The organism is Burkholderiaceae bacterium DAT-1 (assembly GCA_019084025.1).
Classification (GTDB): Bacteria; Pseudomonadota; Gammaproteobacteria; order Burkholderiales; family Chitinimonadaceae; genus DAT-1.
Window position 1 is genome coordinate 1 of the sequence record JAHRBI010000008.1, and the last position, 15,451, is coordinate 15,451.

The 15,451-nt window shown below is 49.6% G+C and carries 10 protein-coding genes; 6 read left to right on the forward strand and 4 right to left on the reverse strand.

Going from position 1 to position 15,451, the window contains the following annotated elements; all coding sequences use genetic code 11:
* Positions 1-106 precede the first annotated feature (106 nt).
* The 3 genes from KSF73_16665 to KSF73_16675 all read left to right on the forward strand — a co-directional run bounded on the left by KSF73_16665 (position 107) and on the right by KSF73_16675 (position 1,087).
* Complete coding sequence (locus KSF73_16665) at positions 107-430, forward strand: hypothetical protein (protein MBV1777355.1); 324 nt, start codon at positions 107-109, stop codon at positions 428-430.
* A complete protein-coding gene (locus tag KSF73_16670) occupies positions 402-761 on the forward strand; it encodes a hypothetical protein (GenBank protein ID MBV1777356.1) in 360 nt (119 codons plus the stop codon). The genes KSF73_16665 and KSF73_16670 overlap by 29 nt, the downstream gene beginning before the upstream one ends.
* A 182-nt stretch (positions 762-943) precedes the next feature.
* Positions 944-1,087 carry a hypothetical protein gene (locus tag KSF73_16675; protein MBV1777357.1) on the forward strand — a complete coding sequence of 48 codons (144 nt, stop codon included), beginning with the start codon at positions 944-946 and terminating at the stop codon, positions 1,085-1,087.
* Positions 1,088-1,477: 390 nt separating this feature from the next.
* On the opposite strand, the gene KSF73_16680 is transcribed toward KSF73_16675, so the two are convergent.
* Positions 1,478-2,239: a metallophosphoesterase gene (locus tag KSF73_16680; protein ID MBV1777358.1), complete on the reverse strand. Its 762-nt coding sequence runs from the start codon at positions 2,237-2,239 to the stop codon at positions 1,478-1,480.
* 584 nt (positions 2,240-2,823) lie between these two features.
* Here KSF73_16680 and KSF73_16685 point away from each other — a divergent pair.
* Complete coding sequence (locus KSF73_16685) at positions 2,824-3,885, forward strand: plasmid recombination protein (protein ID MBV1777359.1); 1,062 nt, start codon at positions 2,824-2,826, stop codon at positions 3,883-3,885.
* A 55-nt stretch (positions 3,886-3,940) separates the two neighbouring features.
* On the opposite strand, the gene KSF73_16690 is transcribed toward KSF73_16685, so the two are convergent.
* The 3 genes from KSF73_16690 to istA all read right to left on the reverse strand — a co-directional run bounded on the left by KSF73_16690 (position 3,941) and on the right by istA (position 7,942).
* A complete protein-coding gene (locus KSF73_16690; protein ID MBV1777360.1) occupies positions 3,941-5,143 on the reverse strand; it encodes a site-specific integrase in 1,203 nt (400 codons plus the stop codon).
* A gap of 560 nt (positions 5,144-5,703) precedes the next feature.
* A complete protein-coding gene (gene istB / locus KSF73_16695; protein ID MBV1777361.1) occupies positions 5,704-6,471 on the reverse strand; it encodes an IS21-like element helper ATPase IstB in 768 nt (255 codons plus the stop codon).
* Positions 6,458-7,942, reverse strand: coding sequence for an IS21 family transposase (istA, locus tag KSF73_16700; protein MBV1777362.1), 1,485 nt, complete (start codon positions 7,940-7,942; stop codon positions 6,458-6,460). Before istA ends, istB begins: the two co-directional genes overlap by 14 nt.
* A gap of 628 nt (positions 7,943-8,570) precedes the next feature.
* Between istA and KSF73_16705 the strand changes: the two genes are divergently transcribed.
* Both KSF73_16705 and KSF73_16710 read left to right on the forward strand, forming a co-directional pair.
* Positions 8,571-10,220 (forward strand): DUF4041 domain-containing protein, encoded by a 1,650-nt coding sequence (locus tag KSF73_16705; protein ID MBV1777363.1) that lies wholly within the window; start codon positions 8,571-8,573, stop codon positions 10,218-10,220.
* 506 nt (positions 10,221-10,726) lie between these two features.
* A complete protein-coding gene (locus tag KSF73_16710) occupies positions 10,727-15,304 on the forward strand; it encodes an ATP-binding protein (GenBank protein MBV1777364.1) in 4,578 nt (1,525 codons plus the stop codon).
* Positions 15,305-15,451: the final 147 nt, after the last annotated feature.

The window sequence follows — 15,451 nt, forward strand, 5'->3', positions numbered from 1 at the left end:
CCGCCTCTGGGGGGTCTCGCTCTTTAAACTGGATATTGCAGTCTGCGTGATGTGCGGGAAGCCTTGCTGCATCTGGGGTCTGGCCGTTTGCGTATGATATGACGCGGTGGACTCACCTGATGCCCCAGACAGTGGAGAAGGAAAGAAGGAAGGTCTTCCTAAAGATCCAGATAAGCTAAAAGAAAAGGGATATGATGAAACAAGTCACCCTGAAGCCGCAAAGAGGGGACATCGATCATTTAAACATCCTGAGACAGGTGATGAATTGCGTCATGACAAGGGTAAAGATGGTGCTCCTGGTCACGAAGGAAAGGATCATTACCATCGTTACAACCCCGATTCCACTGGCAAAGGTGATCAATACCTAGATAAGAACGGTAATCCAACACCACGTGGCAGTGATGCGTCACACCTTTACCCTGGTGATTAATATGGAAAAATTATATTTTCATGAGGCAACCATTGAAGCGGTTAGCCAAAATGGCGAAATTGTTCAATTCAGCATAGAAGGTGTGCATACTGATAACGGTGAGGTGTGTAATGTGCAGGTTACCTTCAATGGGGTTCACGAAATACTAAGGGATGGATGTGAAGTAGATAGTTTGTTTATGGAAATGGATGATGGTGAGGTTCTGAGTCTGGAATTGAATAGCGGCAGGGCAAATTTGGTGGTTGAATGGAATAATTTTGTCGACAGGCAATCGGACGTGAAGGCCTATCAATTCAATTACTCAACCGTGACTGCGAGCTCGCCACATTAGGGAAATGCGCCCACGTAACTTACCCTCGTAAGGCCGTAACTCGTAGTGATTGTACTCGTAGACTGGATTAGACGCATTGCCGCGTAATCCAGGTGCTGGGGGATTGACCATTCAGCCTGCCAATTGCATGCCCGAGCGACTGATTTGGGGCTGGCAGGATTAAATTCCCCATGGAGAACCACATGACCGGATACATCACTCTCCAAGACCTGAAGCGCACCGCCAAACACAGCCTGCGCCTCTACTTCGCCCCACTGACCGGTGCCATCCGTGGAATCGTGCGGGAATATCGCCTGATTGAACGCGAGGCGCGCAGGGGCGGTTGATTCAGGCGAGATCAGCGCCTGGTTTGGCGGTGATCTTGAAGGCTTTGGGGGCTGGGGTGGGCTGTTGCCTGTTTCCTGCCCTATATCTGCCTGTTTTCTGCATCATCTCTGCATCTTTCCTGCCTGTTTCGTGCACAAACCCTGCATAGAGCTGCATGGGTTTGCACTTTCTCTGCATCTGTGCCGCACTTTTACTGCATATTCCCTGCACATCTTCTGCATATTGGCTGCATCCCCGTTGGCTGCGCTGATTCCGGCATTGTGCATGGGAGTACGCCCCGGTTTTGGGGCCTTTAATGCCCCACAAACCGCTTTTTAGGGGCGGTGTGACCACCCCTAAACATCCTACACACCATACGCACCCCCTGGTGGGGGGGCAAGGCACAAGTATTAGATTTCAACAATAAGCGCGGGATTGAAATGCGCATTCTCAAATGCGCCCGTATTCAGACGATAGCCGCGTGGATTGCAAATGATGCGCGTGCCATTCATTGAATAGTCAAATGACTCATGCATATGGCCGTGAATCCAAAGCTGGGGCACGCCCATTAAATCGGATAGGTCACTTGCATACCCACTGGTGAGCATATCCGCTGAAAATCTGTCTGAGACACTGCCGCTTGATGGTGCATGGTGTGTCACGACCACAGTTCTTCCAGTGCTGCCATCAGAAAGGCTATCTTTAAGCCATTGGCGACTGGTGATATGCAGATTTAACGCATCTTCAGGCGAAAACTTCCGCTTCTTTATATCGCGCCGTGTACTGATTTGAAAATGATCAGAAATGGACTGCGCACATAATTCCATGGCTTCCTGTACTTTATCGGCACCAAAAAAAGCATAATCCGTCCATAGGGTGCACCCCAGAAACCGCACGCCATCGATGATGACCGATTCATTCTCCAGTAAATGCACATTCGCTGGACATAAACGTCGTAAATCTTGCCAGGTAGATTCTAGGCTGCTTCCGTAAAACTCATGGTTCCCGACAACGTATACAACCGGGATATTGGGTAGATTGCGCTTAATCCATTTTAAACCATTCACACCGGTTGCAATGTCGCCAGCCAAGATTGCTACGTCAGCATCTGTCTTGGGTGGTTGAAATGCTGCAAATTCAATGTGAAGGTCGCTATAGATTGCCAGTTTCATTGTGGATTATTTTAATTCTAATAATAATTGCTTATTTATAATATGGGCTGGTGGTGGATGGTAAATTTATAGGCATTGGGTTCAATTGTAACATAGTGCGTGCATTTCTATTAAACCCGCCTGTCGGATCGGTTATTTAAGCATCTCAAAATTACATTTGAAGTATTTAAAAGGGGCAAATTAGATTTGATTCATTCGTCGCAATTCCGCTATCAATTCATCAAATAGGCATTGCGAGTCTACCCATCGGACGCCATTGATGTGTGATGGATGGGCTGCCAGTCCACTGAGCATCCCTCTTGAGTCTGCCACCGATCCACTGCACGGGTACCGCAAGACCGCTGAAAATCTGCCGCAAATCCACTACAAATTTGCGGCAAAACTTCAATGAACTCTTAGGGCAGGATGCCAGATGTACGTACAACGACGTCCATCCAGGGTTCGCCCGCTAGGTTGCTTCGTACCCGTCGCGGTCGACTCAGGGCGTTGCCCCGAGCCCCTGCTCATCTGAAGATCAGCACATCAAAGTATAGGGAGTACCCTTTCCAAAAACTTGAATTCTTGAATTTTTCACCTATGATTCAATGATTATTTTGGTAATTAAAGGCGATTTCATGTTGTCATTTTCATTTCAAATTGAGAAAAAACATCGCGGCGACATGACAATTGCCAAGGGACACAATTTGCGAGAGCATCCGACGGCAAGTCAACTTCCCGATGCTGCTTGGTTTACACAAAGACCTAAATATACAATTATCACGTGGGATAATGATAGGGTGCGTTACGCAAACTCGCTGGCGAAAAGAAAAGATGCCGTCATTGGAATCGAACTGTTTTTCCAAGTGGGACGACAACAGGATTGGCGAAAAATGCCAACGAAAGACTTTCCGTGGGGAAAACCCAAAGATCCAAAGGATTGGCCAGCTGATTTGCATAAAATGGCAATCGATATTTCCGATTTTCTAAATGCGGTTTTTGGTGAACAAAATATCATATCGCTTGAGTTGCATTTGGACGAAAGTACGCCACATTATCATGCAGTTGTCATTCCTGTCAGTATAGAAAATAAGCTGCAATCAAAATGTTGGCTAAATGGCCCAGCAGCAATGGGTCGACTATATGCAAAAGCGCATCAGTTTGTATCAAAATCTGTGCCATGTACCTATACTCCTAGATCTAGACGCGGTGGTAAACCACACGACCCGGGGAAGGCCGCAGGGCAGGCGGAAATACCTGGTTTGCTGGATAAGCTCACTCAATACAAAGCGATGCTCATTGAAAATAAAGCGCTACGAAAACGGGTATCTGAATTAGAAAAAGTCGTATTTACCCATGAGAAAACGCGATATAGCGCAGCCAAGTTGCGTCAAGCTGAACGCATTCTTGAAAACGCCATCAATGATGCGGATAAAACCCATAAACAGAAAATACAAAATGAACAAGAGCGCGTTGAGCTTGCCAAACTGCGAGCTGCATTGAATCAAGAAAAATCGTATGAACAGACAGCAACTGGATTGCTCATTCAAAAAGAGAAGCTCGAAGCAAAACTTCAACATGCACATGAGTTGATTAAAAGTCTTGAACATGAGCTGAATCAACTCAGACGTTTACAGCCTCCCAGTCCAGATGATTTTGGGATTGAATAAGTTCAATTACCGCACATATTGAATGTGTACACTGCAATGCAGGTATGCTTTGTTGTCACGATTCCTTTTTACTGAGAACATGTTTTGCCGTGGTCTGCCAATGTTGTTCTGCATCGCCTGCGTGCAGATAGAGTGAGGTCGTGTTTAGGCTTTTATGTCGTGCATTGGCCTGGATAACACGTAAATCAATCCCTTCATCCGCTTGATGTGAAAATGCCGTATGGCGTAACCAATGCGTACTTGCTTTTTCCAAAATAATTGCGTGCTCTTCCTGATGATTTGCCTGAGCATATCGTGCAGCTTCAACGAATAAATCGCGTAGCCAGCGATAGAAAGAACCAGGTTCGAGCGGTTGATATGTCCGCGCCTGCAACAATAATGGCGTGGCTTCATTAGGTTTTGGCAGCGGGGATAAACGATTATGTATCCTGTACTGTTTAAGCTGTTCAACTGCCGCATCGGGAAGGGGCACTTGATCGAGCTGGTTTCCTTTTCCTAATACATGAATCCACCAGCCGTGCTTGTCTTTACGAATATCACCCATTTGCGCCATACAAAATTCGGTCAGGCGTAGTCCGGTCTGCTGTAAAAATGGCACCGCAAATGCGGCGCGTGCTTTACGATGTCGTTCGCGTGTAGTCCGATTGGGTAATCGATCAATAAAAGTCAGCAAGCACTCAAATGTTTCTCGCGGGAAAAATCGCGTCACATACTGTCGGCTTTCCAGTAATTGCTGCACCTCGCGTCGGTCGGCCCGGGCATTGCTTGCTGGATGGGCTTCAAGCCGGGATTTACGTAGTGCTAAGGGATTGCCGACCAGATAGCGTGCTTCGACCAACCAGCTGAACAGCGCATTTGCGGCAATCAAGGTTAGTCGACGCGAGTTGGCTGACAATGCACCTTCAAACGGGCGCCATTCGCTGGTCTCCCTACGCGTTGCCCGAGGAGCACACCATGATGCGGGGGGCGAAATCAAAAAAGCCTCGTATTCATCGAGATCATCACGATTCAGGCTAGATAAGGGTTTTCCCTTGGCGCACAGCGACCACAAAAAGATGCGCTCTGCTGCTTTGCGATATGCACGCCAGGTCGGTGATTGCGCCGGAAATTCGTTCAGCCATGTGTGAATTGCCGCTAAATCATTATTGGCAGCAATCTGGCATTGTCCGGTAAAACGATTGCTGCCATGGCAACCCGATAGGTACTCAGGCAATGTATCGAGTCGTTCGAGCGGTCGCAGCAAGCTGAAGTCTGGCATGATGGAGCGATATGATTTTGGGTGGAAAACTATACCATGATAATCATAGTTATCATGAGCTTTATGCAGACAGTACAAATCGATGTTGCATCCATCACATGACAACACCCCTGCTCCATCACAGGTCGTTCAACCCTATCTCACGCGGATGTCGGCTTGCCAGGGGCATCCGGTCGATATCTGTTGAGGGTACGTCTGTGGCATCGAATACCCTTTTCCATTTACTTACCACAGCAGCAATGTGAGCAATGATGGCGTGAGCTTGTGCTCGGCTAAGGCCGAATACCCCATGGTGGCTCAGGGCATTGGGCAAGGTGGCCAGACGGCTCTGTTGTCCGACGGATTAGTGCAGGTGTCGCTCTTGGGCATGAGTCGGCGCCGGCACCACATCATAAAGTAGGGAAAGGCGCAACTTACCCATTGCGGCAGTAGTTGCAGCTGAAACAGTGACGTCGCATATGACGCCATGGAGACGGAAGCATTCCCTGCCTCTATGCACTTATATGTGGCGGAGAAAATCACGGTGTCAATGGTCAACAAATTTGACCCACCAGTGGCCATTAATTTTGACCCACCCCCACCACTGAACTCGTACCCATTTTCTGCCGGAGTCGGTAACTGTCTCCGCCCAGCATGAATATCTGGGCATGATGTATCAGCCGGTCCACGATCGGAACGGCGACGTTTTCATCTACAAAGAAATCTCCCCAGCGAGTGAAGTCTTTGTTCGTGGTCAGAATGACTGACCGATATTCATACAGGGCATGAATCAACTGAAACAGGTTATGGTTGTTCTGCCGATTCATCGGCAGGTATCCCAGCTCGTCGATCACGACCAAATCGTACCGGCAAAGTTGGGCGATTCGTGCCTTGAGCCGACCTTTGATTTCCGCCATTTCCAGATCCTCGGTCAAGGCCAGTGCGGTACAGAACCAGACCTTGTACCCTTGCTCCAATGCCTTGAGCGCCAGTCCTGTTGCCAGATGCGTTTTACCTACGCCAGGTGGTCCAATGAAGATCAGGTTCTGTCGGGTATCAATGAATTGGAAGTCTAGTAACTGCGCCACTTGCCGCTTGGTAATGGTAGTCTGGTGACGGTAGTCGAATTCCTCCAGGTGCTTTTCCACCTGAATCCCCGCCATGCGTCGATTGAGGCTCCGGCGGTGATGCTCTCGCGCTTTCAGCTCATGATCCAGCAGCATTCCAGTCCATTGCAGGTGCGTCAGCTCCTGATCACCTGCTTGTGTCAGCAGTGTCGAGAGCACTTCCTGTCCATGTTTCAGATTCAGACTGCGCATCATGCGGCCAACATCATCAAACGTGTGCATGCTTGCCCCCTGCAACGCCAGCATAGCGACTCAGTACACCTGTCGACACGGGCACGCTCTGTTCCTTTCTACGACTCATCATGTCCGGCGCAACCGCCAGTAATTCGCGAAACCGGGTGGCCGTCAGCACTGGGCGGTCGCAGATCCAGTCCAGTTGTTCCGGTTCGATCGGTGTCTGATGCTGTCGCAGTATTTGCCGGATTCCGGCCAGTTGATCCTTGTAGATGGCCGGTGAGGTATGCCTGATTAGAGCGAGGAGGCGATGACTGTCTAACGGATGCATGTGATCACGGATGTCCGTCTCCAATTGGCGGATCGTGGTTTCCTTATTGCGATAGTGATCCGTATTGCGGCTCAACCCACCTTTACCTGACAGTCGTTCATGCCGAGCAATTTCCTGCCCGTCGGCACCCAGCACAATAATGTGCGTACCCACGTCCCGAACGGATACTGCTTGCCGCTGCCAGTGCATCGGGACCGAGTAGCGATTGCCCGCCCAAGAAATCAGCCCCGTTCGATCTACTTGCCGGGTCACGGTCTCGTGGCCATCCGGGTGGTCAGCAGGTGCAATATATCCCGCCAGCCTGTCGGATTCTTCACGATCAAAGCGATCGCGCGGTGATTCGCCCGTTATTCCATGCCTACGCTGATTGGCGACTTCATCCAGCCAGGTGGCCAGGTATCCGTGCAGATCTTCTGCCGAATGAAAGGTCTCACCGTAAAAGCCATCGTGCTTGACGTATTTGACCCCGGCTTCCACCTTCCCCTTGCTTTCAGGGTCATAGCCTTCACAGGCGCGGATGGTAAAACCGGCGCGGGTCGCATACTCGGCAAATCGGGAGTTGAGTGTCAGCTCGCGAAACTCTTCGCGAATGACGACCAGTTTGGTCTGGTCATACACGCATTCATGCGGGCAGCCGCCAAAGTAGCGAAATGCAGCATCATGCATGCGGATGAAAATGGATGTGTCTACCGGCTTGAGCGAGGCTGTCACATACATCAGCCGTGAATAGGACAGTACAAACACGACAAAGTAAACCTGCTGCAGCACTCCTCCGATCGATACATCACGCAACTCTCCCAGATCGACCTGACATTGATGCCCAGGCACCATGTCCACCACGGGTTGATAGTACCGGGGCTGCTTGACGCAAACCTGTTCCTTTAATGCGCTGACATACCGACGTAGCGTTCGTCGCGAACAGTCCAGCTCCGGAAACTGCTCTCGCAGCCGTCGTTCAATCTTGACTGCGCTCAGGCTGGGAAATCCCTGTAACAGGCTGATGACAAAGGGCTTGTAGTCATCCAGCAGCTTGTGCCGGGAAGTCTGACTCAGGTTGACGCTAATATCTTCGACCGAGAGATTGAGATACTTGCGAACGGTATTGCGAGACAACGCGAGTTCTTGGGCGATCCCTCGGATCGACAGTCCGCGCCCCTCGTCATACAACGCTTTGATCTTGTGAATCACAGACCACTCCTTCAACTGAATCTCCCCACATCGATGCTGCAGGGAATGTACTGGGGCAATTGCCCCCATCCAAGGAGTGGGTCAATTTTATTGGCCGCAGGTGGGTCAGTTTAGATGGCCATTAACACACGGCGTGTTCGGCCGCCTCCTCAATCGTTTATTCTCTGCTCTGACGGACCGTACGAATATGTAGTCCTACCTCGCCTAATGGTGTTTGCGCCAAAGGCAGGCGTGATGCAGCGTCTAATTGCTCGAATAGCTTATACAGGAGCTTTACTGGGAATGAGTAAGGCACAACTGATGTTTGGCCAGCACTGCATTCCTTCTGAAATTGCCTCAAGCATGGCAATATACGGCAATATTGCAAATATCAATGTCGGTAGACCACATGGTACATTACGGTGCATTTTCTCAATCGCACGTGCGCGCGTTGCCCAAAAGACGATACGGGGTTACCACTTGTAATATTCTAATAAAGTAATAGTTGTTATGAGGCAATTGCCACATTATTCGGTCATTGCCTTTTCAAAATATGACGGTTAGCGCTGGCCGCTGCTACCCTAATTTGATTTTCAATCAGTAGTTATTCACTTGAAAATGAGGAAAAAGACTCGTGGAATTTTTATTTATACTCGCAGTCATCGGCGCCATCGCATTTTACGCCCAGCGGGTTGCGGCCCGGAAGTTAGCAGCTTCGGCTGATGCCCGTGCTGACGCAGTTCAGAAGCAGTATGAAGAGCTTGTAACACGGACTGAGCAAACCATCCAGTTGCTCCAGGCTGAGGTTGAATCTCTAGCCAAATTCAAGGAGGTGCGTGACGCGTCAGCGACCGCGGAACAACTTAGAGGCGCGGCAACGGCGCTCAAGGTTGCGACGCAAAGAGAAGTAGAAGGAATCCTTGCTGCGGCTGAAAATCAGGCTAATGTAGTTCGCACCGAGGCAGCCAAGATGGCCGACGAAATTCGAAAGAATGCAAACCTTGAGGCAAAAGACAGGCGAGAACGCGCAGAGGAACTCCTGACGAAGGCCAATCAGCAGGCATCTCAAATTATCACCGAAGCCAATCAGCGCGCAGAAGAAATCGCCGGTGATGCCTACCGTGCATTAAAAGAGGTCGACCAGCTCAAAGAGACAGCAACGGCGATGCGCAACGTGATTGAGGGGTACGGTGATCGTTACTTAAAGCCGACCTACAGCCTACTAGATGAATTGGCAGAGACTTATGGCTTTGATGAAGCCGGCCAGCAGCTGAAGCAAGCTCGCGAGCGCAGCAAATTAATGGTTGAAACAGATCGGGCCGCAACCTGTGAATACGTCGAGAAAAATCGCCGGGAAACCGCAATTCGCTTCGTGATTGATGCATTCAATGGCAAAGTCGACTCGATTCTATCTCGTACCAAAGCAGATAATTTCGGCACATTGGAGCGTCAGATTCAAGATGCATGCGCCTTGGTCAACAATAATGGTACAGCGTTTCGTGATGCTCGGATTACCCAGGAATATTTGCAAGCACGTTTGGGCGAGCTTCGTTGGGCGACTGCGGTTCTGGCATTACGGGAGCGGGAAAAGGAAGAGCAACGCATCATTCGCGAACAGATCCGCGAAGAGGAACGGGCTCGCCGCGAAATCGAACGTGCGTTAAAAGACGCAGCAAAAGAAGAAGAAACCCTTCTTAAATCAATGGAGAAAGTTCAGGCTCAAGTGGCTAAGGCAAATGAAGAACAACGTGCGCAATTCGAAGCCAAGCTCGCTGAGCTGCAAGTGAAGTTGACCGAGGCAGAAGAACGCAATAAGCGGGCATTGTCGATGGCACAGCAAACACGGGCCGGGCATGTGTATGTGATTTCGAACATTGGTTCCTTTGGTGAAAATGTCTTCAAGGTCGGCATGACACGCCGCCTTGAACCCTTGGATCGTGTTCGTGAACTGGGCGACGCAAGCGTTCCTTTCAGTTTTGACGTGCATGCCATGATCTGGAGCGATGACGCGCCAGCGTTGGAGCGTGCGTTGCATAAGCAATTCGTGCAGTCGCAGATCAATAAAGTGAACCCTCGCAAAGAATTCTTCAGGCTGGGGTTAGCTGATTTACGACAAGCCATTGAGGATCGGGGTGTAGAAGCAAGCTGGACGATGAGCGCAGCGGCACAAGAATATCGAGAAAGCCTAGTGATCGAGCAGCGCTTGAAGGATAACCCATCCTTGGCCAGCGATTGGCTACGCCATCAAGAAGAACTCGAGTCAGAAGCGGGGCAAGCGGTGGAGTTAGAGGAGGCCTAAATTTGCATAACAGTGCAGAAACACTTGCACGCATACCAACATGGCGGACTTCAACGGGGCTTCAGAAGGGCATGCCGATAGCATAGCGAACTCGGCTGAATTTTTCACAACACGATTTGGTTAATACGATGACTCACAAAGACTCGTCCCCCACCCAAGACATAAGGCTGCTTCTAGGATTCTCACCCGAGAAGATGCGGCAACGTGCGCGCGAAGCCAGTCGTCGTCGTTTGGAAAAGTCGATGAAGCTGACTCACAATTCGAACACCGGATCCACAGATTAGCTGGGTTTGCCACCAGTTCCCCTCCTGATAGCAACTTTTGGCTAGGCAGCGATGTCCCTCCAGGTGATTGTAGTTCGGCCTGAGCGGCATTCGGTATGAGGTATTGAATCGAGCCTTAGCCGCCATACAGATCCCTTAGTGGTTAATGATGTTGAGGGTGACCGTCATAAACTGGGCGTTATGTGAATCCGGGTAATGGACACCCTATCAACGGGAATCAATATGAGTATTGCAGGCATACGCTCTAACAGAGGCGATGGCTACCAGACCTTGGTAGCATTTGATTGGGCATTGACTGTTTTATCTGACGAAAACTATCAATGGCTTGAAATTGATTCGATAACTTATCTAGTCGACGATGTGGTCGTCGGTAAAGCGGATGGCAGATTGATCGCTTGTCAGTGCAAAAAAAATCAAATCGATTTCGAAGCATGGTCCTTAGCAGACCTCTCCGACGAATTGGATAAAGCCGCCAAGCTACTCAAACAGTATACAAATACAGAAGTTCGTTTCTATTCACGCAACAACTTTGGGGAGCTTGGAAAGCTAAAGGAACACAGTACGACTCAGCATGATGCCGGCACCTATCAAACCAGTTTGGGTATCACAAATCAGAAAACCGATTTAGCCCTGTCAAAATTGCTATCCAATGCCTCCCCAGGTCTCTCCACCTACGAATTCCTCCGCCGTACTGAGTTTGAAACCAGCAGCGCCTTGGATCGCATGGAAAGTCAGCTCCGAGAACGTTTGCGTAGTATGGCCAGCAATCCAGATTCGGCATTCAACGCGCTCTGGGTTCGTCTAGATCAATTGGGGGGGCGCATGAGCAGCGATGGCTCATCCGTAAACGCTCCACATCGATTCACCAAAAAAGATCTCGAAGCCATTCTCCTCAAGGCAGGAGCACTGCTGGTTCCTTCCGTAAATATTGCCGAGGTGCGCGCATCATTTTCCAATACCTCTGCCATCGGCAGATCGTGGCGGCGTGATGTGGCAGGTCAGCGTTTAACCAACCCGGTGGTGAAGGAACTGCTGGCTGCCATCAATGCCGGGAAACGTGCCATCTTGCTCACAGGTTTGCCTGGTTCTGGAAAAACCTGTGTGATGCTTGATGTACTGGAGAACCTAGAGCGACAAGCACAAACCCGCTCAGATATCGTGCCGCTTTTCATCCAGTCGCGTGAATTTGCTGATCTGGTGACTTCACAGGATCGACAAGCTTTTGGCCTGTCTGAGCATTGGGTCAATCAAGTTGCTCGTATGGCCGAAAGTGCGCAGGTGCTTGTCGTAATCGATTCTCTGGATGTGCTGTCTATCGCCCGTGATAATCGGGTACTGAGCTATTTTCTGGCTCAAATAGACCGACTCCTATTGATTCCAAACGTGAGCGTAATCACCGCTTGCCGTGACTTTGACCGAAAGTACGACCACCGAATTGCGGAAAGGAAATGGGATTGCGAACTCAAGTGTCTCCCCTTGGACTGGGATGATGACATTGCGCCTTTATTTGAAAGGCTGGGGATTGCATCCGCCAATATTGATCCTGTTACACGAGAACTGATTCGAAATCCTCGGGAACTGGGATTGTTTGTCGAGTTAGCGCAACGAGAGGGTGGTTTCAGCGTCGTAACCAGCCAAGCTCTGGCACAGCGTTATCTCGATGTGATTGTACGGGCCAACGCCTCGCTGGGTGATTCTGCAATACAAGCAATTGAAGCCATCGCCGCAGAAATGCTCAAATCCCGTAGCCTGGCCGTACCACATCAACGCTTTTCGTCCTCACAAGAGATTCTGCGGGCACTGTGCAGCCTGAACGTTTTGCAAGAAACTCAGGATGCCAAGCTGACCTTCGGTCATCAGACACTGCTTGACGTTTTAGTCATCAGTAGAGCCTTGCGTAGCGGCGTTACGCTGAATCAATTCATACAGAGCCTTCCCCCAGTTCCGTTTGTCCGCCCCAGCATACGTAACTTTGTCGCACAGTTGGCTTTGGGTGAGCGATGTGAGTTCAGAAAGCAAACGCGGGCGGTGTTGACTAGTAACGTAGCCTTCCACATCCGGCGCTTGGTTGCCGAGTCGTTTTCCGAACAGATACCTGTGGACGATGACTGGCCCTTGATGCGCGAATTACGAAAAAATCACCGCGATGTATTTCAGGTGATCTATGCCTCAGCCAAGGCGATAGAGTGGCATCGATTTTGGCTCAAGTATCTAGTGCCTGTATTGAAAACCGAGCGTGACGCCGAAGGCTATGCTGGACATGCCTATCGGATCGCGCAGTGGAAGAATGAGGACACTCAGGGGATCTTGTCATTCTGGCAGGAGGCGCTATCTCTGGAGTGGATTGATGGCAACCGAGTCGCCGGGCAGCTTCCGCTTTATATATCTGAAATCACATTGGGAAACTTGGCTCTAGTTGTGCCACTGCTCCAGCGGTTGCTCAATATGCCGAATCCCGATCACAGCTTCCTGGGACGTACCATCGCTCGCTGCATAGAAGCGGGGGTCGTAGGAGACGACCTACTTTGGTGCTTTATGGTAGGTGGGGTTAGCGAAAACGATCTTTTGGAATACCGGTTCGATAATAAATTGCACTGCCATGCGCATGAATTTGGCGAGCGTAATGACGACTTTATCCGTCAACGTATGGTGCAGTCCATTGATTTACTCGATCTGGCCGTAGCGGCGATTGAGCAGTGGAGCAATGCACGTATATCACTTCATGGAGAAACACGAGTAGGTTATAGCTATGGATTCCTTGGCGAAACCTCGTACGAAAATGCCCACAGTCTAAGAGACATGCACCATGTGGATAATATGGATACACTGCTTGATGCTGTTGAGGCATCTATTCTTTACCACGCCAAAACGCATTCAGAGTGGTGGCAGAACAACCGCGAACGCCTATGTTTCAATCACGAAGGCGCCTTGCTCTACTTCGCTGTATTAGCTTGTACAGAATCGCCTGAATTAAATATTGATTTGATAGGCCGCATGTTGCGCGACGAAAATATGCTTGAGTTCGAACTGGATTACGAACTGGGCACATTGATTAAATCAGCATTCATCTATCTAGACGATAATGACCAAGATGCCGTTATGGCAATTATTTTGGCCATTTGGGATGAATATACCTCTGAAGATTCAGAGCGTTTTTGGGTATTGAAGAAACGCGCCGAATTAATCAGTGCGATCCCTTGCTTCCTGCGTTCGCCTGAAGCGCAAGCGGTAGTTGATGAATACGTAAAGAAGGCCGGGGTATTTGTTCGTCAGCCAGATATTCGCTCTCGTGGCGGCGTAGTTAGCGCGCCGTTCTCGTTTGAGATATTTCTCGGTACCTGTGACGATGGAGTGTTGCGCTTACTTGCACATTACAACGGTTATTCAGATTGGCGTGGTGCTGACTTTCTGGTCGGTGGCGAGCGTGAGGTTGGCTGGCAACTTCGAGAAGCTTCCTCTCGTTATCCCAGTCGATTCTTGGGGTTTTTATCAGCCTATTGGGCGGATATTTCCGAAAGGTTTCGCGATGAAATTATGGATGGTGTCGCTACATATTTGGCATATCGCTTTGGCAACTTGCAGACGAACGAAACATGGCACCCAATCGAAGAGCCAGATGCCCATGTTTTGGCTAGTCATATTCTCGATGAACTAGAAAGGCATCCGCAGCATTGGCAACTCCGACGCCCTGCAGCCAAGGCATTGGAAGCCTGTGCCAACGTTGTACAAAATTTGGAAGATGCTGAACGATTGGTATTTTGGGCCATAGGCTTTGAGCGACTGGATGAAGATGATCCGATCAAGGGTGATAATGTTGATTTGATCGCTTTGGGGATCAACATGGTCAAAGGAGACGTTACCGAAGCCTTGATGATTCTGGCAACGAATTCTCGAAAATTCGGAGGCGTATTACCCGAACTGTTACAACCCACGTTACGCCGTTTTGCAGGAGACAAAAATCCTGCAATTCGCGCCTTGATTCTTCGCCGCCTGCCTTATTTACAAAGCAAGAATTTAGAGCTGGGTTGGGATTTATTTCATCTTGCAATGCATGACGCAAAAGGGCTCTGGCAAATTGCCGAACCCTGTCTCTATTACGCTTATCTCAATCACTTTGAGGTAGTGAAGCCTTTGCTGGCGCGTCTTCGCCTTGAGGGTAGGGGCAATGATCTGGAAACATGGGGGCGCATCTCAGCGTTGGCTAGCATGACCAGCCACGTCGACTTTGCTGAATTCCTTGGGGTTTTGAAGGCTCTTGATAACACAGCGGCTTGGCTTGGTGCTGCAACGGTCTGGACAAATACTGAAAATATCCAACAGCACCTTGAGCAATGTCTTCTCGGGCTGGATGCCGGCTTGAATGCAGGTGGCGCACATGCCTTGGCTATCGCCAGACAAATTGGCCGCATTTTCAGTGACAAGGGAGCTACGATTTCTGTGCCGATAGAACTCATTCGTCGCTGTTTTTCTGTATTGGAAAACGACAGCGAGAGCGAAAACAAACACCATCGGCTTTTTGGTTTCCATGAATGGCTGAATGTAGTTGCTCTGAATGATCCAGAGCAAGCACTGGATGCAGCTAAAATCTATCTGGCTTACGTTAGCCGTTGCAAACCATATCTCTATGACTATAAGGATAGCCTCACCCAATTAATGACGCGGCTTTTCGGTGAGGCAGAAGAGCGAGAAGAGTCCGACGGAGGTGTAATGCTAAGAAACGTGGTAGAAATACAAGACACGCTACTTTCGCTTGGAGTCAATGGAGTAACAGATTGGCTAAAGGCTGCCGAACGCCCCTGAATTGCCCAGAAAGCAGTAGCTACTACGCTGCTTGCCTGCGCTATTTTACCGAGCAAGTATGTCTATGGTTGTCAGGACAGCGCATCATTATTAGCCCTGGTTTCAGCATTTGTTGAAACTATTGGATTGGGTGAAATCGCACTGGCA

Excerpts from the sequence above, each read along its gene's own strand:
- KSF73_16685 (MBV1777359.1), top strand. The coding sequence starts at position 2,824 with ATGATTATTTTGGTAATTAAAGGCGATTTCATGTTGTCATTTTCATTT.
- KSF73_16690 (MBV1777360.1), bottom strand. The coding sequence starts at position 5,143 with ATGCCAGACTTCAGCTTGCTGCGACCGCTCGAACGACTCGATACATTG.
- istB (MBV1777361.1), bottom strand. The coding sequence starts at position 6,471 with ATGCACACGTTTGATGATGTTGGCCGCATGATGCGCAGTCTGAATCTG.
- KSF73_16670 (MBV1777356.1), top strand. The coding sequence starts at position 402 with ATGCGTCACACCTTTACCCTGGTGATTAATATGGAAAAATTATATTTT.
- KSF73_16710 (MBV1777364.1), top strand. The coding sequence starts at position 10,727 with ATGAGTATTGCAGGCATACGCTCTAACAGAGGCGATGGCTACCAGACC.
- KSF73_16680 (MBV1777358.1), bottom strand. The coding sequence starts at position 2,239 with ATGAAACTGGCAATCTATAGCGACCTTCACATTGAATTTGCAGCATTT.
- KSF73_16675 (MBV1777357.1), top strand. The coding sequence starts at position 944 with ATGACCGGATACATCACTCTCCAAGACCTGAAGCGCACCGCCAAACAC.